Source organism: Paenibacillus sp. HGF5 (assembly GCF_000204455.1).
GTDB classification, from domain to species: domain Bacteria; phylum Bacillota; class Bacilli; order Paenibacillales; family Paenibacillaceae; genus Paenibacillus_AQ; species Paenibacillus_AQ lautus_A.
Window position 1 is genome coordinate 1 of record NZ_AEXS01000143.1, and the last position, 25,515, is coordinate 25,515.

General features: G+C 53.1%; 30 protein-coding genes. 3 read left to right on the forward strand and 27 right to left on the reverse strand.

What is annotated here, in order from left to right; all coding sequences use genetic code 11:
* Positions 1-358: 358 nt before the first annotated feature.
* Entirely contained in the window at positions 359-1,240 is an 882-nt protein-coding gene (locus HMPREF9412_RS22300) for a nucleotidyltransferase-like protein (protein ID WP_009594087.1), read from the reverse strand.
* Between the two features lie 185 nt (positions 1,241-1,425).
* Between HMPREF9412_RS22300 and HMPREF9412_RS22305 the strand changes: the two genes are divergently transcribed.
* A complete protein-coding gene (locus HMPREF9412_RS22305) occupies positions 1,426-1,791 on the forward strand; it encodes a YgzB family protein (protein ID WP_009594056.1) in 366 nt (121 codons plus the stop codon).
* Between the two features lie 131 nt (positions 1,792-1,922).
* On the opposite strand, the gene HMPREF9412_RS22310 is transcribed toward HMPREF9412_RS22305, so the two are convergent.
* From HMPREF9412_RS22310 to HMPREF9412_RS22405, 20 genes are all read right to left on the reverse strand, one after another.
* Positions 1,923-3,680 carry a glycosyl hydrolase family 18 protein gene (locus tag HMPREF9412_RS22310; RefSeq protein ID WP_009594068.1) on the reverse strand — a complete coding sequence of 586 codons (1,758 nt, stop codon included), beginning with the start codon at positions 3,678-3,680 and terminating at the stop codon, positions 1,923-1,925.
* A gap of 78 nt (positions 3,681-3,758) precedes the next feature.
* Positions 3,759-4,178: a peroxide-responsive transcriptional repressor PerR gene (gene perR, locus HMPREF9412_RS22315; protein WP_009594041.1), complete on the reverse strand. Its 420-nt coding sequence runs from the start codon at positions 4,176-4,178 to the stop codon at positions 3,759-3,761.
* Between the two features lie 87 nt (positions 4,179-4,265).
* Positions 4,266-5,585 carry a DUF4097 family beta strand repeat-containing protein gene (locus HMPREF9412_RS22320; protein ID WP_009594051.1) on the reverse strand — a complete coding sequence of 440 codons (1,320 nt, stop codon included), beginning with the start codon at positions 5,583-5,585 and terminating at the stop codon, positions 4,266-4,268.
* 57 nt (positions 5,586-5,642) lie between these two features.
* Positions 5,643-6,260 carry a hypothetical protein gene (locus HMPREF9412_RS22325; RefSeq protein ID WP_009594064.1) on the reverse strand — a complete coding sequence of 206 codons (618 nt, stop codon included), beginning with the start codon at positions 6,258-6,260 and terminating at the stop codon, positions 5,643-5,645.
* A gap of 196 nt (positions 6,261-6,456) precedes the next feature.
* Positions 6,457-7,170, reverse strand: a complete 714-nt coding sequence (locus tag HMPREF9412_RS22330; RefSeq protein WP_009594060.1) for an MgtC/SapB family protein — start codon at positions 7,168-7,170, stop codon at positions 6,457-6,459.
* A gap of 48 nt (positions 7,171-7,218) precedes the next feature.
* Positions 7,219-7,677, reverse strand: a complete 459-nt coding sequence (locus tag HMPREF9412_RS22335; protein WP_009594096.1) for a GNAT family N-acetyltransferase — start codon at positions 7,675-7,677, stop codon at positions 7,219-7,221.
* Positions 7,678-7,894: 217 nt separating this feature from the next.
* On the reverse strand, positions 7,895-9,334 hold the full coding sequence (gene gatB, locus HMPREF9412_RS22340; RefSeq protein ID WP_009594110.1) for an Asp-tRNA(Asn)/Glu-tRNA(Gln) amidotransferase subunit GatB: 1,440 nt from the start codon (positions 9,332-9,334) through the stop codon (positions 7,895-7,897).
* Positions 9,335-9,364: 30 nt separating this feature from the next.
* Positions 9,365-10,822, reverse strand: coding sequence for an Asp-tRNA(Asn)/Glu-tRNA(Gln) amidotransferase subunit GatA (gene gatA, locus HMPREF9412_RS22345; protein WP_009594131.1), 1,458 nt, complete (start codon positions 10,820-10,822; stop codon positions 9,365-9,367).
* Between the two features lie 20 nt (positions 10,823-10,842).
* Complete coding sequence (gene gatC, locus HMPREF9412_RS22350; RefSeq protein WP_009594109.1) at positions 10,843-11,130, reverse strand: Asp-tRNA(Asn)/Glu-tRNA(Gln) amidotransferase subunit GatC; 288 nt, start codon at positions 11,128-11,130, stop codon at positions 10,843-10,845.
* A 174-nt stretch (positions 11,131-11,304) separates the two neighbouring features.
* On the reverse strand, positions 11,305-11,685 hold the full coding sequence (locus tag HMPREF9412_RS22355; RefSeq protein ID WP_009594088.1) for a hypothetical protein: 381 nt from the start codon (positions 11,683-11,685) through the stop codon (positions 11,305-11,307).
* Positions 11,686-12,036: 351 nt separating this feature from the next.
* Positions 12,037-12,672 carry an ABC transporter permease subunit gene (locus HMPREF9412_RS22360; RefSeq protein ID WP_009594108.1) on the reverse strand — a complete coding sequence of 212 codons (636 nt, stop codon included), beginning with the start codon at positions 12,670-12,672 and terminating at the stop codon, positions 12,037-12,039.
* A complete protein-coding gene (locus HMPREF9412_RS22365) occupies positions 12,669-13,592 on the reverse strand; it encodes an ABC transporter ATP-binding protein (RefSeq protein WP_009594099.1) in 924 nt (307 codons plus the stop codon). The genes HMPREF9412_RS22360 and HMPREF9412_RS22365 overlap by 4 nt, the downstream gene beginning before the upstream one ends.
* Positions 13,589-13,783: a PLDc N-terminal domain-containing protein gene (locus HMPREF9412_RS22370; protein WP_009594094.1), complete on the reverse strand. Its 195-nt coding sequence runs from the start codon at positions 13,781-13,783 to the stop codon at positions 13,589-13,591. Before HMPREF9412_RS22370 ends, HMPREF9412_RS22365 begins: the two co-directional genes overlap by 4 nt.
* A 36-nt stretch (positions 13,784-13,819) precedes the next feature.
* Positions 13,820-14,029 carry a hypothetical protein gene (locus HMPREF9412_RS22375; RefSeq protein WP_009594077.1) on the reverse strand — a complete coding sequence of 70 codons (210 nt, stop codon included), beginning with the start codon at positions 14,027-14,029 and terminating at the stop codon, positions 13,820-13,822.
* Positions 14,026-14,364, reverse strand: coding sequence for a YxlC family protein (locus HMPREF9412_RS22380; protein WP_009594083.1), 339 nt, complete (start codon positions 14,362-14,364; stop codon positions 14,026-14,028). Before HMPREF9412_RS22380 ends, HMPREF9412_RS22375 begins: the two co-directional genes overlap by 4 nt.
* Positions 14,348-14,905 carry an RNA polymerase sigma factor SigY gene (gene sigY, locus HMPREF9412_RS22385; RefSeq protein ID WP_009594091.1) on the reverse strand — a complete coding sequence of 186 codons (558 nt, stop codon included), beginning with the start codon at positions 14,903-14,905 and terminating at the stop codon, positions 14,348-14,350. The genes HMPREF9412_RS22380 and sigY overlap by 17 nt, the downstream gene beginning before the upstream one ends.
* 235 nt (positions 14,906-15,140) lie before the next feature.
* A complete protein-coding gene (locus tag HMPREF9412_RS22390; RefSeq protein WP_009594128.1) occupies positions 15,141-15,332 on the reverse strand; it encodes a hypothetical protein in 192 nt (63 codons plus the stop codon).
* Positions 15,333-15,511: 179 nt separating this feature from the next.
* Complete coding sequence (locus HMPREF9412_RS22395; protein ID WP_009594127.1) at positions 15,512-16,150, reverse strand: MBL fold metallo-hydrolase; 639 nt, start codon at positions 16,148-16,150, stop codon at positions 15,512-15,514.
* Between the two features lie 2 nt (positions 16,151-16,152).
* Positions 16,153-16,719: a thioredoxin family protein gene (locus HMPREF9412_RS22400; protein ID WP_036673129.1), complete on the reverse strand. Its 567-nt coding sequence runs from the start codon at positions 16,717-16,719 to the stop codon at positions 16,153-16,155.
* Positions 16,720-16,722: 3 nt separating this feature from the next.
* The gene (locus HMPREF9412_RS22405) at positions 16,723-17,334 is read right to left on the reverse strand and encodes a DedA family protein (protein WP_009594089.1); all 612 of its coding nucleotides are present in this window, start codon (positions 17,332-17,334) and stop codon (positions 16,723-16,725) included.
* A gap of 185 nt (positions 17,335-17,519) precedes the next feature.
* Here HMPREF9412_RS22405 and HMPREF9412_RS22410 point away from each other — a divergent pair, with 185 nt between their 5' ends.
* Positions 17,520-17,834 carry a hypothetical protein gene (locus HMPREF9412_RS22410; protein ID WP_009594078.1) on the forward strand — a complete coding sequence of 105 codons (315 nt, stop codon included), beginning with the start codon at positions 17,520-17,522 and terminating at the stop codon, positions 17,832-17,834.
* A gap of 239 nt (positions 17,835-18,073) precedes the next feature.
* Here the strand turns inward: HMPREF9412_RS22410 and HMPREF9412_RS22415 are convergent, their stop codons facing one another.
* From HMPREF9412_RS22415 to yyaC, 5 genes are all read right to left on the reverse strand, one after another.
* The gene (locus tag HMPREF9412_RS22415) at positions 18,074-20,221 is read right to left on the reverse strand and encodes an O-antigen ligase family protein (RefSeq protein ID WP_009594122.1); all 2,148 of its coding nucleotides are present in this window, start codon (positions 20,219-20,221) and stop codon (positions 18,074-18,076) included.
* 362 nt (positions 20,222-20,583) lie between these two features.
* On the reverse strand, positions 20,584-21,774 hold the full coding sequence (locus HMPREF9412_RS22420) for a class I SAM-dependent methyltransferase (protein WP_009594059.1): 1,191 nt from the start codon (positions 21,772-21,774) through the stop codon (positions 20,584-20,586).
* A 27-nt stretch (positions 21,775-21,801) separates the two neighbouring features.
* Complete coding sequence (locus tag HMPREF9412_RS22425; protein ID WP_009594126.1) at positions 21,802-22,494, reverse strand: DUF6483 family protein; 693 nt, start codon at positions 22,492-22,494, stop codon at positions 21,802-21,804.
* A gap of 340 nt (positions 22,495-22,834) precedes the next feature.
* Positions 22,835-23,626: an alpha/beta fold hydrolase gene (locus HMPREF9412_RS22430; RefSeq protein WP_009594101.1), complete on the reverse strand. Its 792-nt coding sequence runs from the start codon at positions 23,624-23,626 to the stop codon at positions 22,835-22,837.
* A 106-nt stretch (positions 23,627-23,732) separates the two neighbouring features.
* Complete coding sequence (gene yyaC / locus HMPREF9412_RS22435) at positions 23,733-24,272, reverse strand: spore protease YyaC (protein ID WP_009594134.1); 540 nt, start codon at positions 24,270-24,272, stop codon at positions 23,733-23,735.
* A gap of 176 nt (positions 24,273-24,448) precedes the next feature.
* Here yyaC and HMPREF9412_RS22440 point away from each other — a divergent pair, with 176 nt between their 5' ends.
* The gene (locus HMPREF9412_RS22440) at positions 24,449-24,676 is read left to right on the forward strand and encodes a DUF1128 domain-containing protein (RefSeq protein ID WP_009594048.1); all 228 of its coding nucleotides are present in this window, start codon (positions 24,449-24,451) and stop codon (positions 24,674-24,676) included.
* 106 nt (positions 24,677-24,782) lie between these two features.
* Here the strand turns inward: HMPREF9412_RS22440 and HMPREF9412_RS22445 are convergent, their stop codons facing one another.
* Positions 24,783-25,502 carry a pirin family protein gene (locus HMPREF9412_RS22445; RefSeq protein WP_009594116.1) on the reverse strand — a complete coding sequence of 240 codons (720 nt, stop codon included), beginning with the start codon at positions 25,500-25,502 and terminating at the stop codon, positions 24,783-24,785.
* Positions 25,503-25,515 lie beyond the last annotated feature (13 nt).

A 25,515-nucleotide genomic window follows, 5' to 3' on the forward strand; every position in this document is an offset into this window, starting at 1 on the left:
CTTCTTTGTCTTTCGCCGAAAACTCATTTTCAGCGGCGACCTTTATAATATATCATGCTGCCCATCATTTCGTCAAGAACTTTTTTTGAGAACTTTTTAATTCGACATCTTCTTAACCGAATTATCAAAGTCCCTTTCGAAGGGGCGAGTTATAATGTATCACAGAAACAGCTGGCTCGTCAACATGATTCGCCAAATTATTTTTCGACTTCATGTAACAAAGTAATCGACACATGATTCGCTAAACCTTCCCCCTATCTTGATGTCACTCTCGTTAGATACTGTTTCCTGAGACGCGGTTTCATAAACGTTAGTATTAACTTCTTCTGCACAAAAAAAGAAGGACTCCCGTCCTTCCTCATAAGTCGGTGTAGTACCGGATGGCTTCAGTCCCGTAGGATCTGGATTCCCTCCATACCGGAACTTCCTTCACCAGCGACCGATACACCAATTTGCGCATCACGATCGGCAGCTCCTTGCATACTGGTGCCAGCTCAGGGTGGAGCACCAGCTCCTGTATCGTCCAAGGATTCCGACGGCTTCTTAATATGCGGAGCAATAGCGCAGAAGAGCTCTCCAGCTTAGATATCATGGAGAATTCATAGGCAAGCAAGGCCAGCTCTACCCGTTGTCCCAGCGTTTCCGTGCTGACCGTAAGCTCTTCATATAGCTTGCGTACAGGTGTGTTTAATCCTGTAATCTGCTCCCAGACCGCCGATTCCGGATGAATCCCCCGCTCGATCAGCTCCAGCTCGCCCCAATGGTGCAGACCTTCCAATAGAGTATGGTAAGCATCCAGCACCCGCTCCTCCTTCAAAAGCATCTTGGCATCCATGTACTTTTGCAGGAAGTGGGCAAAGCCTATAAACAATTTTTGCTCCCGGAACGGTTCTGCGAACCTGAGGAAATCTCGTCGCAGATTGGAAAGGCGATCTTGATTGTCTTTTATGACATCCCCTTCCAGGAGGCATTTGATCAATACTTTGTCCGTGCCCCTCAGGAGCTCCCGATGCAATTCGTCCAAGCCGATGCTTAACACCTGACAGCGTTCCCCGCCTACGATAGAATGCTGGATGGGAGGCTCATCAGGCGTTCCGTCATACACGACAACAATATTGACCTCAAAATCGTGAACAAGTGATCCTCGCTGCATATTGTCCGAATTACGGTATGCTATCGCTCCTACAGCTTCCTCATCAACCGTATTTCCATAATAAAAAGAAAAGTTGGTTAATTCCACGTTTCCCTCCATACATTCCTTGGCGAATTTCAGCCATTTCAGTTATAATGTAATTCTACATGTCCATGTAAGTTCCTTCTTTTAGGAGATAAGATCTTATAAGATGACAAACGGAATTCAAGATCTCATTTCTTGTTTCGCCTTATTTCATAAACAACTATTTGAATAGACAGGAGTTTTCGAGCATGATCTTTAAGAATGCAAAAATCAACGCCTTCCGCACATGGGGACTGCTGCTGACTATGCTCGGCATGGGCCTTATGGTGCTTGGCACGGCCGGTATCGTATTCTTTGGACAAGCAGGCAAAATATTTGCCGGTATCGGGTTGGTGTTTGGCCTGATTATGATGCTGGGAAGTCTCGGCATTTACTTTTGGGCAGGCATGCTGTCCACGAGCGCCGTCCAAATCCAGTGCCCGGAGTGCAATAAACTGACCAAAATGCTGGGCAAAACCGACCGCTGCATGTTCTGCCATACGATTTTGACGCTGGATCCGAGCCAAGCCAACATCACAGCAGAAGAGCTTGAAGCCCAGCAGATCAAATCCTAACAAGGATTTGCAGAACCTGCTTATATGTAGGATTCGCAACGCTTAAGACGAATAAACACAAAGAACCCGGTTATCCTCGCGATAACCGGGTTCTTTGTGCTTAGGATGAGAATGATAAGTTCCATGGTTCCCTAATCATGTATCGTCTTAAGAACATGCCACGTTTCCGGGACGGCAAAGCTTCGATTCCAGGAAGCAATGCCGCCAAGCTCCAGCTTTTTGGCCATTTTGACCCGGGATTGCAATGAAGTGCCGTCTTCCATCCATATCTTCTTAATGGACTCTCCCTCCTCGAATTGGACATAATTCTGTCCGGTCCCGGCATCCAGCGAGCCTTTCACCTTCTCCTCCTTCAGCAGGGCCTGCAGCTTCTCCATACCAATCGCTTTGGAGGACACTTTCGTCTCTCCCGCTTCGCTCGTTTCGGTCCAGACCCGCGTATACAACGGTACGCCCAACACCAGCTTGGATGGCGGGACTGCATCTTCTTCCAGGATTCGCCTTACCGACTGCTCAGCCCATGGCAATGAGGAGACCGATCCCGCTTTCGGACTGGTGGCCCAGTGCTCGTCATAGGCCATCACCATCATGTAATCAACGGTTTCGCCGAGTCGTTTCCGGTCGAGAAAGAGCGACCACATCTCGCTGTTCGATTTGGGCGTAACATCGATGGACACAATCAAACCTCTGGCTTTGGCAAGCGGCTTCATTTCCCGCACGAATTGTACGACATGATCTTTATCCTTGGTGTAGACATTTTCAAAGTCGATATTGATACCGTCGAGATTGTATTGCTTGGCATAAGCCAGCATCTGTTCAATGATATGGGATCTTTTATCGAACGTAGACAGCGCTTCGGTGGTCAGGTCAGGGTCGAAGCTGTTGTCCATGAGACCCCAAACTTCCTTGTTCCTGTTATGCGCCCAACTCACATACTGCTTAACCGCTTTGGATTTGACCGTTCCTTCTCCGTCCACGATGCTGAACCAGGTCGGACTGACCACGTTGACACCGGGCAGTTCGCCAATGCTATCCGTGCTCGGATTCTTGGTGTAGACGGCTTCCCATACCAGGTTGACCGACTTGTCCTTCCATTCCAGCTCAGCCCGCGAAGGGATCTGCTTCAGAGCCGGAATTTCCTTCAGTTCCCCAAGCTCGATCTGCTCTTTAAGGACATATCCCGTATACCCGTTATCCGCCTGAACGAATAACCATCCCTCCTCTTCGCGCCATACCCGAAGCCGCTCGCCGGCCGGCATGTCCAGTACGATCGGGGACTTCTTCTCCCCGCTCTCGCGCAGAGCCACGGTGTCCTCGGGTTTACCGGGAGCCGCCTTCGCAAGCTGAATCGCATCCCCGGCGCGCATCAAAATGACCGCGCCTGTTGCCGAGTCTTCGTGAACGGCCACCCCATAATGCTGCTTGAGCGGCTTCAGCGGAACATAAGCAATGCCGTTAACCAGTTCAGGCGCATAAGGCAGGGTAACCGCTTTGCCGTTCAATTCCCCCTTCAGACTATCCATCTTCATGCGAAAAACCGATTCGGAAGTCGTAATAATAATCGATTCCGTTTCCTGCTCGAAACGGATGTTGGCATCCACGCTCTCCTGAATCACCGTTATCGGCAGCAGCAGCTCTTCGCCAGATCCCAGAGCAGGGTGCTCCTTCAATTCGCCCTGAACGAAAATCGGCTTGTCCATTCCGCGCCAGTCCGGTACGGTATAGGTCTGGTTCGGAAACAACGTGGTGACAACCCACCAGACCCCCGCCGCAATCAGCATCAGCCCTAGATAAAAAGAGCTTCTGTTTGTACGCCTCTTTTTTCCCCGATATCTTCTTCTTGCCAAACTGCTCCCCCATTTCACTTTCGCCAAATCGCCCCAATCCATCGCGAAAAAATAAGCCCTAAAAATAAAAACGTGTGGAATGGTTCATTCCGCACGTTCATCATCTATAACAACCGGCGTCTATTGACAGGACTTGCAGAGCCCATACAGCTCCATTCTCAGTCCTTTTACTTCAAATCCGGTGCTTTTCTCAGCCTGCACTCCCACATCTTCGAGGGACGGATAGCTGAAATCTTCGATTTTGCCGCAACTTTGACAGATGACATGATGATGGTCGGAGACGTTGGCGTCAAAACGACTCGAATTGTCTCCGTACGTCAGCTCGCGCACCATGCCGGCTTCAATAAACATTTTTAAATTGTTGTATACTGTGGCTACGCTCATACTAGGAAAATTAGGTTCCAGAGCCCGATAAATATCATCCGCTGTCGGATGGCCCATAGATTCCACCAAATACGTTAAAATCGCATGACGTTGCGGCGTGATACGGACACCGGTCGTTTTCAGTTGTTCCAGCGCATGCTGTACGGACGTTCCCATGGTTGCCCACCGCCTTCAAGTTTAACTGGTTTTTACAAAGCATAGATCGCTCTTACGCTTTATTGTACGGCGTTTCTTGGATTGTTGTCAATCCGGCAGAGGCGTCCAGCCCCCGCTGTTCCGGCCTTCCTCCTGTTCCGGGTAGCTCCGGTAAATGTTCAGGTTACTGTTACCTTCAATGCGAATGGAATGCTCGCCGGTGCCGGATTCCCCGGAAATGGTTTTCTGCTCGATCTTAAGATTAGGCAGCGTGGTCAGAATTCTTCCGTAACTAATCGTCCCTTCAAGCTTGTAATCGCCCTCGAGAGGAACGTGAAGATTCATCTCTCCAACCGCGCTATATACATTCCAATCGCCTCCGATCCGGGGGGAACGAATGGCTACTCCGCCATTAAGGGACTCGGCGCTTAATTGCGACTCCGCACCGCTGATCAGAATATTGCCGTTCCTCGTCTGGACCCGGATATGATCCGTCGTTCGCTTGACCGTCATGTTTCCTACTTGCGTGGTCAAGTCGGTCTCGCCCGTGATGTCAACAGCCAGCATATTCCCGCGGTTGGTGGACATTTTAACATTACCGATAACGCCGCGCGCGGTCATTTCGCCGTTCAGCGTTTTGCCTGTCACATTCCCGTAGACCCGATCCATCGTGATAGGCCCATTCCCGCTCTCCAGCAAAATATTCTCAATCGCTTCCACCCGGTTTAAGGTAATCGCTCCGTTCATCGTCCGTATCTCAAAATTGAACCGGCGATCATCCGGGACCGCGATATTCAAATTCATTCGGGGCTGCCGTTTACCCGATTCTCCATAGGCTTTTCCCTTGGACCGAATCGTGATCGTCTTGCCTTCCCCGACCTCGATCGTCGACTGCTCGGCGATCGCCTCCGCTACACCAGGCTGCTCTCGGTCGACCCACACTATCGCTTCCACCCGGATATCGTCGACGTCCTGCCGCGTGATGGAGATATCTCCGTTCAAGTGATCGACGATGATCTTCTCGGTATTGAGCTCCACCGGTATATCCAGTGCCGGCTTCTGGAACCGGTTATCTTCCGCTTCGCTGTAATCCACGCCCGCTGCCGTCAAATTCAGGCTCACCCGGTTCCAGAGATGAAGGAAATGCTCCTGCTGGGAAATCACGAATACGGACGCCGTAACGGCGACTGCCAGCAGAATCCCCCGAATATCCGGCCGAAACCGAAATTCCCTACGACGGCCCAGGGCTCGGGACAGTGTATACCTGACGATATATTCAACGCCGAGCAGGATAAACAGCAGCGGCCACCAACGCTGGAGCATGAATATATAATCCGTCCCTCTCCACTCGTCAAGCAGCAGCAAAGCGCCCGTACTGACAAGCAGCAAGGCGGCCGTATATCGCCCAACTCTGATTTTATGTTTCATCCGTCTCCTCCCCTCGTCTGATTACGCGGCTTTCACCCATGTGCCGCTGTACGTGTACTATAGGGATTTTCTCTTGTCTTTATGATGCCTGAGAGCTTCCCGGATCCCGGCCCAAATCCCGATAACGATGAGCACGACGGCGGAGGCCTCCGCACCGTAGTCGCGAATTCCCTGCTGCAGCCAAGGCGGCTTCTGGTGAAACAAAATGAGCAGGGACCCGGTAACAACCAGCATCAAGCCAAAAGCGATTCCCCGCTCGCCGCGAAACAGATGAATAGCCCCGTTCCCTCTTCCGTCACCTCCGGAAGCAGCGGCTGCCTCGCCGCGTCTTTTTCGGGAAATAATATATTCGGCTGCCTGCAGCACGTCAAACACGTTATAGAAATAACCGATCGGAATCAGAAGCCCCAGCACGACAAGCAGCGGAACGTTGATCTGCATGCCGATGGAAGAGAAATATAAAAGCGCCGATATATCCAGCAGCAGCAGCATGATGAACGTGATTCCCTTACGGTACATGCCGAGGTACAGATGACCCAGCCCTGGAATGAGTGCGGCTAATAAAAGCGCGTAGAATTTCCGTCTTTTTCGCTGAAGTCCGGGATGCCGCTTCATCCGAATCGAGCGCCTTTTTTTCTTGCGGACTGCGGTTTGCGTTTCGGTGGTTGGATTCATAACCTACTCGCCTCCTTCCAAACATCAAGGGACTGGCGTTGTTTACCGATGTTTTTCTTTGATAGTACCCCAATGCGAAGCCGAAGTAACTGGCAAAAAACTGGATAGGCCATTCAGGAGAAGCTGATAAGCCTACAAAAAAACGGCCCTGCCGGTAATTCAGCAGATGCCGTTTGGTTATGATGATGGAAGCCGGTTATTCAGCCGTTACCATCGTTACGTGGCCGATTCCCCGCAATTGCCGGGTGATCTCCATCGGTTCGAATTTACGGTCGGTCAAGACTTGCAGCGAAATTTCTAGTCCTAGCACCGCAGGCTGCAATTCCCCGTATGCCGCATTGCTCCGCTCGTTTACGACGAGCTTCTTGATCACGAATTCCTGCTCCTCCAGAACTGCCGATATGTCATCCAAAATATTCGGCGTATTCTCAGCATGCAGGGTGATCAAATGCAGTTTGCTGCCGCGGATGTACCGCTGCTCCAGCTTATTAAAGACCACCAGGTTCAGAAGGATCAGCACCGTGGATACAATCGACGCAAAATAAAACCCGGCCCCTACGGCTAGCCCCACGGCACCCACAACCCAGATGGACGCGGCGGTCGTTAATCCGGTAATGGATTTGCCTGTAAACAAAATGGTGCCGGCGCCAAGGAACCCGATCCCGGTAATGACTGCCGTGGCCAAGCGCGCAGGGTCGATCCGAACGTTAATCTCGGCAACGAAATCGGAAAAACCGTAAATGGATAACAGCATAATAAGCGCAGAGCCCAGACACACCAAGATATGGGTGCGCAATCCTGCCGCATGGTTGGAACGCTCCCGTTCAAAACCGATCAAGCCGCCAAGCAGCATAGCCAGCAGCAATCGTAATAATATGGATACATTATCTATCACCCAAGGATTAGTCAAAAGAACGATACTCCCCTCACGTCACGTCTGTCGAATATGCGATATCATTCATTGTTTATGAAGATGGAACTCGGTCAATTCCACGCCCGGAGAGACCTCGAATGCATGGTCCCTCACGAACCCGAATTTCTCGTACAAGGTCACAGCCGGCGTATTGCGCGTCCCTGTCGATACCGTGAACATCGGCGCCTCCTTGTAGCTTTCCAATACATGGCGAATTAAACTCCCCGCGATACCTTTGCGAAAATGACCGGGATGGACCATCATCCGCGATATGGTGACCTGATCCTCTCCGGGCTCCACCGCTATGGCTCCGACGAGATCCCCTTCTTCATTTATATAACCAAAAAAGGTTTCCCCGCTCGCACGGATCGTCTCAAAGGTGTCCAGCAGCGGAGGAATTTCCGAGAATCCGATCAATTCGGCTTCCAAAGGGTACGCCATGTGCTGCAGGCTCCATATCTGCTGCACGGTATCCCGATCCTCCAAGGATAGTTCCTTAATCATCCATTCATCCCCTAACCGAGTTATTGTAAGAAAAAAATCATCGGCGTACTTTCAAATAAAACAGACCGCGTTTAACGGTCGTTTTTCTTGGGATATCAGGCAGCAGCCCTTCCAAAGTTCATACTTTCTGATATCTTAAAAAGGAACTTGCCCCGATTTCGGGACAAGCTCCACATCTTCTAAGAAAATGATTCGAGGAAAAACCCCGGATCGGTAATTATCCGTTCAGCACCTCAACCAGCAGTTTGTTGGCGAGGGCCGGGTTGGCTTTCCCTTTGCTCTCTTTCATCACTTGACCAACCAGGAAGCCGATCGCCTTCTGTTTGCCTGCCTTGTAATCCTCCACGGATTGCGGATTGTTCGCGACCACCTGCTCAACGATGCCCTTGATCGCACCTTCATCGCTGATTTGGACAAGTCCCTTTTCCTCAACGATTTGCGCAGGCAGCTTGCCGCTTTCCAGCATCTCCTTAAAGACGGTTTTCGCGATTTTGCTGCTGATGGTCCCCTTCTCGATCAAGCCGATCATCTCGCCCAAGCCTTGACCCGTCATCTTCACTTCAGATAGCTCCAGATTGTTCGAGTTCAAATACCCCAACAGATCGCCCATGATCCAGTTGGATACGGATTTGGCATCCTTCGTGTAGTTCAAGCTGTCCTCAAAAAAGTCGGCGAGCAGCTTGGATGACGTAATGACCGCAGCATCATAGTCCGGCAAGCCGTACTCGGAAGCATAGCGGGCTTTGCGGGCATCCGGAAGCTCGGGGATCGTCGCGCGAACCGCTTCTTTCCACTCTTCGCTGATATGCACCGACACCAGATCCGGGTCCGGGAAATAGCGGTAGTCGTGCGCCTGCTCCTTGCCTCGCATGGAGAAGGTCTTCGCCTGGGCTTCGTCCCAGCGCCGCGTTTCCTGTACGATCACGCCGCCTTCATCAAGGATTTCCGCTTGACGGAACTGCTCATATTCCAATCCGCGCTGCACGCCGCGGAAGGAGTTCATGTTCTTCAGCTCGGCTTTCGTTCCGAATTCCTTCTGTCCCCATGGACGAAGGCTGATGTTGGCGTCGCAGCGAAGCGAGCCCTCTTCCATCTTCACGTCGGATACGTCGCAGTACTGCATAATCGCGCGCATTTTCTCCAAGTATGCCTTGGCTTCCTCCGGCGTCGAGATCTCCGGTTCGGACACGATCTCAACGAGCGGCGTTCCGACCCGGTTAAAATCGACCAGCGATGCATAACCTCCGTCGACGTGCGTGAGCTTGCCGGCATCTTCCTCCAGGTGCAGGCGGGTAATGCCGATCCGCTTCGTCTTCCCGTCCACCTCAATATCGATCCAGCCGTTCTCGCCGATCGGCTGATCGTACTGGGAAATCTGGTATGCTTTCGGGGAATCCGGGTAGAAATAGTTCTTGCGGTCGAATTTGCTGACATCGCCGATGGTGCAGTTCAGCGCCATGGCAGCCTTTATGGCATATTCCACAGCCTGGCGGTTCAATACGGGCAGAACGCCGGGATGGCCAAGGCAGATGGGACATGTATGCGTGTTCGGCGGAGCTCCGAACGCAGTGGAGCAGCCGCAAAATATTTTGGAATGGGTATGCAGCTCTACGTGAACTTCCAATCCGATAACCGTTTCATATTTAGATGTAGACATCGATTGTTTCCCTCCTTCTCTGCCGCCGGTTTACAGTTCAGGGCGCCGTTTATGATGATCTGTATTTTGCTCGTAGGCATGCGCAACGCGCAGCACGGTCGACTCATCAAAGGCTTTCCCGATAATTTGCATTCCTACGGGCAGTCCGTCCGCGAATCCGCAAGGGACGCTTACTGCCGGCACTCCCGCCAGGCTGACAGGAATCGTCAGGATATCGTTCAAATACATCGTCAGCGGATCATCGACCTGCGTCCCCAGCTTGAAAGCCGTAGTCGGAGCCGTTGGTCCGATGATGACATCATATTGCTCGAATACTTTATCGAAGTCCTGCTTGATGAGGGTACGGGCTTTCTGCGCCTTCAAATAATAGGCATCGTAATAGCCCGAGCTGAGCGCGTAAGTCCCCAGCATGATGCGGCGTTTCACCTCATCCCCGAAGCCTTGGCTGCGGGATTCGTGATACAGGTCGATCAGGCTGCCTGCATTGTCGGAACGAACGCCGTAACGTACGCCGTCAAAGCGGGCCAGATTCGAGGAAGCCTCCGAAGAAGCAAGCAGATAATACGTAGCGACCGCATAATCGGTATGCGGCAGGGAAACTTCGTCCCAGGTAGCGCCCAGCGATTCAAGCACCTTCAGCGCGTTCAGGACGGTTTCCTTCACTTCGGCGTCAACGCCCTCGCCCAGATACTCTTTAGGCACGGCGATGCGCAGACCGGCAACGTCTCCGGACAATGCGCTCAGATAGTCGGGCACGTCCACTTTGGCGGATGTCGAATCCATCGGGTCATAACCGGCGATGGCTTGCAGGACATAGGCAGAATCTTCTACGTTTTTCGTCAAAGGCCCGATCTGATCCAGCGATGAAGCGAAGGCGACAAGGCCAAACCGGGATACGAGTCCGTAGGTCGGCTTAAGTCCCACGACACCGCAGTAAGAAGCCGGCTGCCGAATGGAGCCGCCGGTATCCGAGCCCAGCGCGAAGTAAGCTTCGCCGGCAGCCACGGCCGCAGCCGAGCCGCCGCTCGAGCCGCCTGGTACCCGGTCCAGGTCCCATGGGTTGCGCACGGGATAAAAGCTGGAGTTCTCATTGGAGCCTCCCATTGCAAATTCATCCATGTTCAGCTTGCCGATCGTTACGGTGTCCGCCGCACGCAATTTACCGACAACCGTCGCATCGTAAACCGGCGTGAAGTTAGACAGAAACTGACTTGCGCATGTGGTGCGAAGCCCTTCCGTTACGATATTGTCCTTAATTCCGACAGGAAGTCCGAACAACAGTCCGCGCGTCTCCCCAGCAGCCAGCTTGTCGTCCAAAGCCTTGGCCGATGTACGCGCGCCTTCCTCGTCCAGCGTAATAAATGCCTTTACCCGATCCTCACGTTCGGAAATACGGGTAAACGCTTGGTCGACCAGATCGGTTACGGAAAGCTCCTTATTCTGCAGCTTATTATGTATCTCCGATAACTTGTAATCAAACAGACTCAAGTGTGTATCCTCCCTCCAGGCTATTCCAAAACAGCAGGTACTTTAATTTGATCGTCTTCTTCATCCGGTGCGTTGAGCAGCACTTTCTCGATCGGCAGGCTCTCGCGCACTTCGTCTTCCCGCATGACATTGCTGAGGTGCAGCACGTGCGTAGTCGGCTCAACGCCGTCCGTATCCAATTCGTTTAATTTCTCGGCATATTGTAAAATCGCATTCAGTTGGCCGGTAAACATCTGCTCTTCTTCAGGCGTCAAATTTAATCGGGCCAGCTTCGCTACATGCTGAACATCCTTATCGGTAATGCTCATGGCTTTGCGTCCTCCTTCATGCCCCTATCCAGTTAAAGGGGTAAAGTCTGTCTCGATAACTTTTCTCATTATATTGTAGAAGCATGGAAGATTCAATCCAATGGCTTGAAGCGTGGAGCTTTCAGGAACTGGTTGCCTCTCACTTCAAAAAAGAGTCGGCCTCAGCCGACTCTTCTAGATCCAAGCGCGAAGATTCACCTGTTTGATGAAGTCCGCCTGGGACATTGCTTCCTTGGTTTCCTCTTCCTCTTCAACACTTTCCAACTCGCCGTTCATCACTTGACGAAACAGCTTCTCATTATATGTCGACAGGGCGAAATCGATGAGCGCTTCCCGCTCGACCCGCTCGGCTTCCTGTTTCAACACGATTGATTCCAGCTCTACATCATCCGCCGGAACAAAAAAATTACGGTTGAGGCTCGGAATCCGAATGACGTAATCGAACGCATTGTCCGGATTTCGGTCATACGCGATGATATAACCGTATTGACCGATTGGAAGATTCTGCTCAAAGGCATCCGCAACGATTGTGATCTTTTCCCCTAAACGCAGCATCGTCTACCTCCTGAGTTGTCTATCCTTTTTCAAGCGATAAGAAAGTATAAACTTCTATGGCTAATCATCCTTATTTCCCAAGAAAACTTCCGCTATATGCGGTCTGTCTTCCGAAAAGTAAGTCGATTGCCGTTTTCTTATCTTCATAGTCTACTAAAAAAAGATAGAGATGTCCATGTGATTCACATAAAACCTGAATCTCCCATGGAAACTAGGATTGCGGGGACAATGGGCTCCGTCTGAGCAGCCTCGCGGCAACGATAATCGACAGCACCATGAGCAGTATTGCCACGATTATCGGAGACCAGACGTTGCTCCCTTCGCCGACAATCCGCTCCGCGGCCATGCTGCTTAATCGGCCCGGTTCCATTGAAGGCGGGAGGGCAGCAAACCGGACAAGAGCGAAAGCGCGCCGGCCACCGCCAAGCTGATGAAAGCAGCAGCAGGCCCGCGGAGGACGGCGCCGAGCGGCAGGGCAAGCGTTACGATCCAAGCCAGCCATACGACATACAAGCCCCCGCCGCTGGCCACCGCCCCCCATTCCAAGGGACCGATGAGCAGATGCGTGTAATACGCTGCGCCGCCAAGCCCAAGCGCAAAGGATGCGGCTACCAAAGTCATCATGGCGGCCCATTTGGCAGCCATCATGGGAATCGTGGATACCGAGCGGGCAAGAACGAGCTCAGCCGTGCCGGTGGCCCTTTCTCCTGCTACCGTGTTCATCCCCGCAAGCACAAGCACTAGCAGGCCGATAACGCTGAACTGGCTTAAGGCTGATGCCATCACGCTCTCGGCGGACGGGACGGTAAATAACGCCGCCGCTTCCGGCGGCACTTCTCCGGCCATGGTCAGGATTTCCGGCAAATAATAGGTCGATACCGGCTGCATAATGCCAAGCAGCAGAAAAACGGCGGGGACCCAAATCCATTTATAGGTCCGGCCGGACTCAAGCATCTCTTTTTGATAATAGATCCAGAACGGCTTCATGAGCCCACCACCTTCATAAACATATCCTCGAGCGTAGACGTGCCGGCTTCAAAACGAAGCAGCTCGATTCCGCCGTCGGCAAGCTCTTGGATTAAAGCGGCACGCGCCACCTCCATATCCGTCACCATCAGCTTGGCGCCGCGTTTGCCGAGCTCGATCTCTTGCACATAAGGACGGTTCGCGAGACTGTCGAGCCAAGCAACTTCCCGCTCCCCCGGTTCAACATCAATCGATAAGACCGGCTGGCGGTATTTCGTGCGAAGTTCGCTAAGCGCGCCCTTCTCCGCAATCTCCCCGTCTACCATCAGTATCATGTCATCGCAAATTTCCTCCGCATCATGAAGCACATGGGTCGAGAACAGAACGGTGACTTCCCCTCGCAGGCGGTCGAGCAGGTCCATAACCTCCCGGCGTCCGATCGGGTCCAGCGCCGATACCGGCTCGTCCAGCATGATCAGCTCCGGCTCGTGCACAAGCGCCTGTGCGATGCCAAGCCGCTGCTTCATTCCGCCGGAATAACCGGATATCCGGCGTTTGGCAGCCTCCTGCAGGCCCACCATCTCGATCACTTCCCGACTTCGCCGAAGGGCCTCTTTTCCGGACAATCCCGACAGCTTGGCACTAAATGACAAATATTCCATACCTGACATCCAGCCATAAAACTTCGGATACTGCGGCAAGTAACCAATCCGGTGACGCCAACTGTCCGTATGTCCATCTCCCGATCCATATCGAATCTCGCCTCGGGTCGGAGGAATCAATCCTGCCAGCATTCGCAGCGTTGTCGTCTTCCCTGCGCCGTTCGGTCCCAGCAGCGCCGTACAGCCTCCGCGCTTCAATTCAAACGAGATGCCTTTAACCGGCATGATGCTTCCGATGCTTTTGGTCAGTTCATGAATACTAAGAAGTTTCTCGGTCAAGCCTCTCGCCTCCCCGCAATAAAATAAGCAATGCTGCCAAGAATGTTACCCAGCAATATAATCAACACCCACATCCATCTCGGCCCACGTATGTTTGCCGGCTCTGCCCGAAACAAAGATAGAAGACCCGTGACCGCAAGAATCGCTTGCAGTGCAAGGATCGGCCAGATCAATCCCCAGTTAATATCCATAACAATCCCCCCATGTTCCATATTTAATGAAGAAGCTTAAGACTCGCTGCCGTCTTTACGAATGACGAATATCCAGTAAAAGAGCAGCGGTAACGGCATCGTCGTAGACCCCCATATCCCCCAGAACCAAGCCATCTTGCCAAGCCCCCGCTTCCTTGCATCCAGGAAAAGCCATGTCCCTTGGATCAGCACCAGCACAACGGCAAGGACGATCACTACCAGCGGGCTCTCGTTCACTTCATTCATCGGATTCCCTTCTTTCCGGCAGATCTCAGGCTTTTGGAAAATACAAGAACGGAAATCCCCGCGACCATGCCGAACCCGTGAATAAACAGCAGGATCATCGGCGCTGCCAAGGCAGCCATCAATCCCCCGCCGACGATAAAGAGCGCAACCAGAAGAAAGAGAAGCAGCTCGTATTTCATCCTCTTCCGTTTGCGTTCCAAGGTATGAACGGCCAACGCATGCATTCCTTCCAGGGATGGGGATGGCGCATCTTCAAACAATTGATCCACCCGCTTCATTTCCTGGTTCAATTCTTCAATCCATTTTTCATCCTCATGTTCAGGTCCTTTGACCATCGTCACCCATCTCCTTTCGCAGCTGTTTAATGCCGTAGGCGGTCCGCGATTTCACCGTTCCTTCGGGGATGCCGAGCATCGTTCCGATTTCCTCGTAGCTGTAGCCGTAATAGTGCTTCAGCAGGATGGCAATCCGATGATCCTCGGATAATCGGGACAATCCATCCAGCATATCCGTCCAGTCTTCTCCCCGCCGCTCCATCTGCCAGCGCATCCGCCTTGCCGATTGAACCGCCTCCTGCTCCAGCCATTTCTTCTCCCGTTTCTTTCGCCGGGTATTATCGATGAACAAACGGGTAGCAATGGTAATCATCCAAGAGGAGAAGGACGAAGTCCCGTTGTAACGGTTCATATTCTCCATGCATCGAACGATGGTATCCTGCGCGGTATCTTCGGCAAGCATCGGGTCCATCGTCACTTTCAGCAAATATTTATAAAGGAAGGAGTAATGCTGCTTGAACAGCAGCGCCATGGCAGCAGCATCTCCTAACTGCGCTTGTCGTATCAAATCCTCTTCGCCAGGGATCATGATTGAAACCATCACCTTCTTTCGCCTTCGCCTGTAATACGAATAACTGCAGCCAATCGTTCAAACGGTTATTATATTTATCGTGTACCAAATGATGTAATTTATATAGATGCCTCCGGATGCTTCTAAAATTCCTTATGGTATCCGTAAAAAAACAAAAAAAGCAGCCGGCTGGCCCGGCTGCAGTCTCCAATCGGAGGATCATTGTTTCTCACTTCATGATGAGGGTGTCATGTTAGCGGTCCACCTATTGATTCAATCTGATAACCTGCAGCCGATGATGCCATGGCTGCTGCGCGATCCCTTCATCCTTCACCAGCCTGTCCCAGACAACGGATGAAATATCCGTCTGGCCCCGCCGGCGGAACTCCGGTTGCCGATCAATCGCTTCGCTTCTTGTAACATTCCCGTTCAGCAGCGATAGATGATCTTTCCTCACTGGCGCTTCCCCCTAATCACGTCCATGCCAAAAAACTCCCCATAAAATAAAAGAACGCAAACCGGGATGAATTCCACAGTCTGCGTGCTTCGCAATGGGTAACATTTAATTAACCGTATTGTATCAATCTTGTCTATATTTGTCCAGACAAAGTTTCCCGATTTATGTCGGATGTTATCCTACCTGCTCGCAGGAACATAAGGATTCCGCTGCTTTTCAAAGCCAATGGTGGTCCGTGGCCCGTGGCCGGAGTACACAACGACCTCATCCGCAAACGTATACAGCGTGTTCTGAATGGAATCAACCAAATCGCGTTCACGGCCGCCCGGAAGATCCGTTCGCCCAACGCCTAGACGGAACAGCACATCGCCGGAAAACAGATCATTTCCGCACTTGAAGCTCACGCTTCCCGGCGAATGGCCCGGTGTATGAAAGACCTTGAAGGTATGCCCGATTAGCTGCAGCTCCAGTCCATCGGCCAAATCATACTCCGCCGGCTCGGTGGACAGCGGTCCGGTGACCTGAGGCCACATCAGCGAACCGTTAAGCTTGGGACTGGCCAGCCATTCGCTCTCCAAGGTGTGGAGATAGACAGGACAGTCCTTCAGCTTGCGGATTTCCTCGACGCCCCCCATGTGGTCGAAATGCGCATGGGTCAGCAGGATCGCTTCAATCTCCAAATCGGCTATTCTCTTCACAAGGGGCCCCGGGTTCATGCCAGGATCGATAATGATCGCTTTGCCTTCCACAGGCCCTGTCAGTAAATATGCATTCGTCTGAAGCGGTCCTAAATTAAAGGTCTCAATATGAAGTGTCATGATTAGAACCCTGACATCAGTTCACGCAATTCCTTAATGATGGCAGCGTGAAACTCATACCCTTCCCCGTAGGCTTGGATGATGCTTTGCCGCGTGACGGCAAGGTTGTCCTGATAGTCTGAGGCTTCACGATCCGGATTGTTCTGCTTGAACTCAATCATAAACTTCTGAACATGCGCCGGACGCGGTCCCCATGTGCCGAGGACATGTCCCCCGGTATCCGAAATGATAACAACCGGAATGGAACGGGCGCCCATGGTCAGGAACTGATCCATGACGTCCAGATTCTCTTCCATAATCAGCACTTCCGTCTCAATTCCCGCGGCCTCCATCGCACGGAATACGACAGGAATATTGCGCGCAACATCGCCGCACCAATCCGCTGCCAGAATGAGGACACGCAGATCATCCCTGAAATTGAGGCTTTCAAAAAACTCTTTATCCTCTTCATTCTCCCATTTAAACTGCTCGTAGCCTGCCTTGAACGTCTCCTGGTTCTTCTGCATGCCGTCCATGAATTGCTGCGGAGATATGCCCGTACCCAAATGATTTGCCATATTCATACTCATTCGTTATTTCGACCTCGCCTTCGCTGATTTTATCCATTTTATCAAAAAATAAAGAATCATGACGGCTAATGCGCCCAGCAGAATTTCCCGAACGTAAGGCCCTGCCTTCTCGTCGATATGCTCCCACTGGTCGCCCAGAAGCAATCCGAGGTATAAGAATAATGCCGTCCACGGAATAACCGCTAGGGTGGTCAACAGCGTAAACCTGCCCACATGCATTTTGGATATGCCCGCCGGGATGGAAATCGCATGTCTTACCACCGGTACAAACCGAGCCGTAAATATAACGCCGGTACCATACTTGCCGAACCATTCCTCGGCGTAGTCGATATGCTTCTTCTTAATCAGTATGTACTTCCCGTACTTCTCCAGGAAGGGCCTCCCCCCGTAACGGCCGATCCAATAAATGAATAACTGGGCGAGCACGCCGCCAACGGTACCAAAAATCATGGCACCGATAAAATGAACCTCCCCCATGGAAACCAGATAACCGCCATAGGCGAGTACGATCTCGCTTGGGATGACCTCCACCATTAATCCGAGCATGATTCCGAAATAGCCCAGCTGCTGGATCCATTCAAACAGTCGGCCCACAGCCTCGTAAAAGAATTCCACGCTTGTCCCCCGCCTTCCTACTGCGTTGATTTCTAGTACTAGCCTATTCTAACACAGCCCGGGACATGCCTTCTACATGCCTTCTACATGCCTTCTACATGCCTTCTAATGCGCCCAATTATGGGCGGCGCAGTGACTTTCGCCCGTTTCGGGACATATGGTGAAGCAAAGGAGTGAGTTAAAGCATGCATTCTCCCCATGCCAAACGACCGGGCAGCAAGCCCCCCTCCCCGCGCGGGATACGGCGGGCCTGCAGCAAAGAATTATACCGTACGACCAAGCGGCTCAAGCTGTACCTTCCTCCGGAAACCTTAAAGCAAGGAGAGGAATTGTATTATCGGAAGGTCATCGGAAACCTGATCTGGATTCACGAAAACTACAGCAACAAAAAACTGCTGTGCGACTGGTGGGAAAAAGACGTCTGCGGCGAGCTTGCCGAGCTCTGGCAGGTTCCGGAGCGCCAACTGGCCTCCGCTTTTCGGGATGCCTTCGGGGGATGACACAGCCCCCTCTCTTCTCCGTCACACCGTGAGAAAATGCGACAAAAGACTGCATTTGGGTCGTCAACCGAAGATCGATAGGACGATCCTTTCTACACCGTTCGTTCTAAGGCGAGCCATCAAAGCGTCGTCAACGCCATGAACTGCCGCCCCTTCATGGTACCGCATCAGGAGAGGCATCCCCGCAATCGGTTGCGATTCGGCATGATTCGCCATATCCTGTGCGGGGATAACGGATATCAGGGCTGCCTTGCAGCATGCTCCCGTTCTCCCCATGTCATCGTGTTATCGAAGCGGTTGGCCTGCCGAGCCGCAAGCACGGACAGATGAAAGCCACGGTCATTTCGAAAAGGATCAAGCTCATGAAGGGCGGCCGCAAGAAAGCGATAGCGCTTCAAGGTATCCCATCCGGCCCGGGCCGCGTCAACCGCTCTGGCGGAATCTCCCGCCCTGCGGTGCCAGTCCGCAAGGGCGGCCAGCTTCAGCACGGCCCGGGTTTGCTTGACCGGATTGAAACGATCCAGTTCGATCCCCCTTTTGAACCATGCCGCCGCTTCCTCCGATTCGCCTCTTAGGGAATAGCCTTCTGCCAGCCTCCAGCTTAAACCCGGGTGATTCGGCGCATGTTTCATGCTTCGTTCCAGCAGCGGAATCTGCTCGCTTGGGGGAAGCCATGCCGAGAGCTTTATGGCCGCATCCGTATTGGCGGGGTTCCACTTCAACGAGGATCGGAGGAGCACGATCTGCCGGCCTGGCGGCTCTGATGCGGCCCACCGCTCTTGGAGCTCGCTGATGCCCAGCGCCGCGGCGAGGAAAGTCCAAGCCACGATCGGGAGAATGACCATAACCCTGGAACGGGCCCCCTTCCCTTCATAGCCGGTTTGCAGTTGATTCCATCGTTTGAACGGCCGGGGTAGCCGAGTTGCCATAGATCCAAGCTGCGGCGCCTCATCGGGGGAACCCCCGGCCAAGCCCATTACCGTAAGCCACAATAGGAGCAGCCATACCAACCCGAAGCCCCAATCGAAATCCACGGACGCATGTCCGATCAGCACGAGGGCGGGGGGCATGAATCGGGAGCTTGCCGCGATGAGCTTAGCAACCATAAAGATAATCAGAATAAGGACAAGCAGCAGCCCAATGACTCCCGTATTCAACAGGATATCCATATATCCGTTGTGCACCTCGGCACCCACATAGGGCTGGGACTGAATGGCGAGATAGGATTGCCGCCACGTCTCCCCTCCCCGTCCCAGCCACGGCGACGACCGGGCCAGCTGCCAGGCGTCGCTGTACATGAGGCGGCGCGCGCTGAGCGTTGCCGCGCCGCCCAGGGTCCGATCCTGCACCTGGAGCAGGATCACGACCATCGCTGCGGCTGCCAGCAAGGCCGCAGCGCCCAAGGCCCCGGGCGCGGCGTAACGCCGCCCGGGCCCTCCCCTGTGCCGCCAGCGGCACAGCAGCAGGCCGGCGAGGACGCCGCCGGCCCAAAGCCCGGCCAGCCACAGCAGGCCGGGCAGCAGGGCTGGCGCCAGCCTGGCATCCGCCAGCTGGCGGTACAGCAGCGCCGCGCTCGCCACAGGCGCGGCGGCAGCCACCAGGAGCGGCGCCAAGGCACGCCGCTCCTTGGCGAAGCCGGCCGCGCACGCAAGAGCGGCCGCGAGCCAGGCGCCGCGCGACTCCGTTAGGAGCAGCGCGGCGGTGTAGGGCGCAAGCGGCAGCAGCGCAGCCGCTGCGCGGAGCGTGCCCGTCCGGTTCCGCAGGACGGACGGCAGCGCGAACAGCCGCTCCAGCAAAAAGGCGGCCATCACCGCCCCGAACGTGTTCGGGTACTGAAGCAGGCCGCCAAGCCTCGCGCCAGTCGCGCTAATGTCCGCATCCGCCGTATGATAGATCCCATACGGCAGCTCCATAAGCCCGTATACGGCAAGCAATGCGCTGCCGCACAGCACGGCGCCCAGCAGATGCCAGCCGGCATGCATGATCCGTAAGCCGGGGCCTGTACGGCACGTGCGCCAAGCAACAATGGCAAAAGAACCATAGCTTCCCCACAGGATGATCTCCTTCATCGTGCCTTCCAGAGAGAGGGGGCGCCCTATCCCGTGAAAGACGTAGATGAGAAGGATTGCGCAGATGCAGCCAAGAACCACCCGCAATTCTCTGTCTGAAGGAACCGCCTCCGGCAGTTTTCCCATGCCATGATTCTTCCGGCGGCCTTGAACGGCACCCTGCCAATCGGCTCCCGTCATGAGCAGCAGAAGCACGCCGAAACCCGCTCCGATCCAATATATATCCTCGTCAAAAAACATTCCGCTCCGGATACTGGCAGCAAGCCCCAGCCCGATCAGCATCATCCCGCAAACACGATGCAGGGTATTCGATGCCATTACACCACGCCCCGTTCAAGAAAGAATGCGTAACCCTTCTCCATTTCTGCCACTTGCACGCTCCCGCTCCTCCGTGTGCTGAGCATGAAACCCACCTAATAGCCATTGTGGACAAGGAAGGTCGGCGTTATTCTTGATTCAATGTTGGCGATCTCATCGCTGCCGTAAGGCCGCTTGATTCCCTAGATCAAGGCTTTGATCGCCATCGCAAGAGTAACGTCTATCGACGTACACTCTCAGAAGAATGACCGCGTTTAGATGTTGATTTTGTTGCGATAACTGGAAGGCCGGCTCCGAAGCTCCTATTTCCCATCAAAAAAAGCGATGAACGTGCGCACTCGCACGTTCATCGCCAATCCGGTTCAACGCGATTCCATTTCCGTATTCGGGAGCAGATCCTTGCAAGCCCGTTCAAGGTACGGCGAGGCGCTTAAAAAATCGCGAAACGCGGTATACTCCTGCCATAGTTTATTCCGATCTCCGGCAGAACCGCTGACCGCACGGATCAAAATATTCTTGGGCGTATGTTCCATATCGATAAACTCCAGCAGCTGCGTCTTGTAGCCCATCAGGTCGAGGAGCTTGGCCCGAATGGCGTCCGTGGCAAGAGCTGAGAAGCGTTCCTTCAAGATACCGTGGGACAGCAGCGGCTCCATGACTGGGCTCTGGACTTGGGCGAACAGCTCGTGCTGGCAGCAAGGCACCGACAGAATCACCGAAGCCCCCCAGCGGACCGCTTTTTCCAGCGCCGCATCGGTTGCCGTGTCGCATGCATGCAGCGTGACCACCATATCCACCTGCTCCAGTTCGTCATATTCCGCAATGTCGCCGACAAGAAACCGCAATTGGGTATAATTCAGTTTTTTCGCCAGCATACTGCAGTGTTCGATGACATCCGCCTTGAGATCCAATCCGACAATATTCAGCTTTCTGCGCGCGGTTACCGCCAAATAGTGATACAGGGCGAAGGTCAGATAGGATTTGCCGCAGCCAAAATCGACGATCGTAAGCGGACGGTCCTCCGGCAGATGAGGGAGGACATCCTCCACCATCTCCAAGAAGCGGTTGATCTGTTTGAATTTATCGTATCTGCGGGCAAATACTTTGCCATCCTCGCCCATGATGCCCAGCTCCACCAGAAACGGAACCGGCTCTCCCTCTTCAAGAATGTACGTCTTTTTCCGGTTATGCGACAAATCCGTTTTGGTCTTGGAAGCGGATTTGGTCAGAATCGAAACCTTGTATTTCTTCGAAATCAGAACCTGATAGTCCGCTTCCGGCGTATAGATCATCGCTTGCCGGAATACATTTTCGAACATATCCAACAGTACGGCCTCCGCCTCATCCGCCGGCACATTTTGATGGGTGACCTTGGTTGCGGAATAATAGGCGAACTGATAGTGCAGCTTGTTCTTGAGCTCTATGGGCTTAACCGTTACTTTGCTGTAGGTCATGCCTTCCCGCTTACGAAGCTGGCTTAGCGTAGCCGTAATCAATGATGCTTCTTCCATGATGTTATGAATCAATTTTCTTAATGCATCCAAAAGGTACATCTCGCTTTCTTTTATGTTATAGACAGGTTAATCGAGGCCGGGAATCGGTTTATCTCCGTCCACCGCCGCATGCGAAAAACGGCGGTGGAGCTCGTCCATTCCTTCCTCGACTTCCTCCAGCGGAAGCCCGCCTTTTGCCAAATCCTCGGGCCGTTTCTGCTGCAATCTTTGATAGAACCTTACGGCTTCGTTATATTCGATCTTACCGCTATCCAGCAGTTGGTACAGGGTATTCTCCGCTTCCGCGAACATCCCCTGCTGCTCCGTATACGCATAATAATCCAGCATCGCCGTTTCGGGCCACGCGTAAGCCCTTAAACGTTCTTTCACCAGACCGATTCGTTCCGTCAACCCGATCAGTTTCGGATCCGCCCCTTGCAGGGCTGACTTCAAATATAACTGAAAGACCTTGGTATAGAGCATAACGGCTTCTTCTTCGCGCTCAAGCTCGAGCAGCAGCGATGCTTCCTCTTCCATCAGCCTAGCGGCACTCTGCAGCTTGTCCGCTTCCAGATAACCATGATTACGAAAGAGCTGCTCGATATCGGCTGCGGACAAGGAGCGAAGCAACCCTGAATTTAGCCGGAACTGCCGTTTAAAAAGCTCATCCAGCTCCCATAAAGCCTCGGTGTGCTTGCGCTCCTGCTTGAGCGAAAACACTTTGGCTATCATCTGTGTCATATCCTCAATAAGCCGCACAAGATAATCCCTGCGAAACATGCACTCGCCCCCAACCTGCATCCGTGCCGGATGCAGCGAATTGTTGACCTCATCTTTAACCTTCCGGTAATTCCCGCTGCCAAGGAAACTAGGACCGGCATGCCCGGCAGCTTCGGTGAATCCCCCGCAGGTGCATTCATGCCGGGTCTATCCCCAATCCGGATCACGATTAAATTGTAGGCTATCCGGGAGCAGAATTCCAGTAGCCGCCTTCCTGCCCGTTCACGCTTGTTCAAGGCGGGGTCCGGAAGCGATGGAGGGTCCACTGCAACTGCAGCCCAGAATGCAATAAACGGATACCCCGCAATAGGAGTATCCGTTTATTATAAACGATATGGATTTATTCTTGCTCCAGCCGTCCCATGAAAGCGGAAATGACTTCGCCGAGCTTCTCGGGCGTCTCCATCATACTCATATGACCCGCGCCTTCGATCACGATCCGGGTTACGTTGTCATGGTCTGTGGTAAAGGTGCGCTCCGCCGGAATCAAGCCGTCCTTCTCTCCTGCTACAAGCAGGATCGGCAGCGTGGATGCCGATAGCACATCTCGCCGGTCCGGCCGCTCACGCATGGCCAGCGCCGCACCTATCGCTCCTTGCGGCGGCGTAAGGTAACCGATCTCCTTCGCCCGCTGAATGCATTCCGGCTTGGTTTCCTTCGTATCCGGAGCAAACAGGCCCGGCACCAATCCGTCAACAAAAGCCGTAATGCCCTCCCCTTGGATGGTGCTGACCGCTTTCACCCGTTTCTCCTTCGCTTCATCCGAATCCGGATAGCCCGTAGAATGGATCAAGCCAAAGCCGTTCAATCGAGAAGCGTAGCGCTGGGCGAAGGAGAGCGCTATATATCCTCCGAGGGAATGACCGAGCAACGCCGCCTTCGGAATATCGAGCTCATCCATCAATAGCAGGACATCATCCGCCATTTGTTCGATGGTATACGATCCCATCGGTGCATCGGACCGCCCGTGCCCCCGGAGATCCGGTACAATGACTCTGAAGCCTTGAAGATATGGCAGTACCTGTTCCCAATAGGCGGAGCTTCCGCAGAAACCGTGAAGCAAAATGACCGGCTCACCTTGTCCCTGATCCACGTAGCAAATCGTGCTGCCGTTGCATTGTACTTTTTCCATAGCGATACCCTTCTTTCTATTCAGCGATGCCCTAGGATAGACACCCATTATTTTATAAAGAATGAACTATTATTAAACAAAAACAACCCCGGTTGAAACGCGTGTCTTACGGCCTAAGGCCAAAGGCCGCCGCGGCTTGCTTCGCTATCTGCTCCGCCATTCCCATGACCTGGTAAAGGGACGTCACTTGGAGGGTCCAATACGGCTTCGGTCCATGAACGTTCACGACCGCTGCCACGCTGTAGTCTCCCACTGCCGGCAGCTTCCCGCCGACGGATTGGGCCGGCGTCAGCGGACCTTCGCTTGCAAAGAAATAACCGACGGAAGAGGATTGTCCCAAGCAAGCATCAATGGCAATAACCACCTGATCCTCGGGTATGCCTTGAAGCTTTGCCTCAAGATTGAAAGCATCACATGGCTCGGGCAGCGTGCCGATCACCTGCGGAAAACCGTATTCCACAAGCCGGCTTCCAGTCAATGGACCGAGCGCGTCACCTGTGGAACGGTCGGTGCCAATACATAAAAATACGATGCTGCCCAGCGCATGGCGCTGCGAAATCCCCCGAAAAAAATCGGCCAGTTCATGGCCCGACATCTTGGCTTTGGCAGCATGCACGCTTGGCGTCTTGCCGGCTTGTTCGCTCATGACGGACCTCCTTGATTAAATGGTTCGATGATTCGCATCGCTGACGTGAAGCGTTTTTTCTGATTTTAACCTATCTTCCTCTCCGATGGCAAAAACATTGGTCGAGCCGCACGCTAACATGTTACAATACAGGGATGAAAATCGTAAATCCGCCTAAGAGAGGATGGTGTTATTCCATGGATTTGAGTAAAAAATCCCAAGCCAATGTCGAGTATATGATCGAACAGATTAAAACGAAGCTACGGATGGCTACAGGCGCTGCCATGCAGGCCTCTGCCTTCTCGGTTAACCAATATGACGATATTTATGATCTGTACGATATGGTCATGAATAAACAGAATCTTAGTATTTCGGAAGTGGAAGCCGTTGTATCCGAGCTTGGACAGCTCCGCGGAAACCAGTAGGACGGTATCTTCACGAACGTTGAGTGTATTCTTAAGAAGCGCTTTTGTCATCACAAAAGCCCCGGGTACTTGCGAATCTCGCAAGTCCCGGGGCTTTCTGTTTACGTTATGGCATATCGATAAGGACCATTTCCGAGCTTCCCTCACTGGAGTTCCCCCGGAAGGTCAGCTCATGACGACGCTGTATCCTTGCCGCATCGCCCGCCTTAATATCGAATACGCCGTCTTCCGATGATATTTCGACATCACCGCTTATGACGTATAGATGCATTCTACGATCCCCGGCCAGACTGTACGTCAGTTCTTGTCCGGTCTCCAGTATGCTGCTGTACATCACAACATCCAGCGACTGGGGCAGGCTCGACTCACCATTGCCTGAACCGATGATCGGAAGCATCTGGTTCAATTGCTGTTCTTTTGTGAAATTGCTTTGATGGTGACTGGTCTCAAGGCCCGGCTCCGCAGGGAGAAACCACATTTCCAGATAGCGTACGTCCTCCGAAGATGAGGCGTTCCTCTCGGCATGGTACACGCCGGAGCCTGTATTCACGACATGAATCGTACCGGGCGTAAGCTCCATGAGCTTCCCTGTATCATCCTCATACGTCAACGTGCCTTCCAGCACCAAATGCACAATCACCAAATCATGATGAAACCTGCGATCAAACCCCTCCATCGGTTGGAGCACGTATTCATTATGCGCCAGAAGGCTTCCAAAGTGCTCGTTATGCGGGTCTGTATAATCACCAAAAGAAAAGCTGAATTCGCTATGAATACCGTCTTCATGGGTAGTATGTCTTTCCGCTGCCGTCATGATTTTAATCATGGCCGGTCACCTC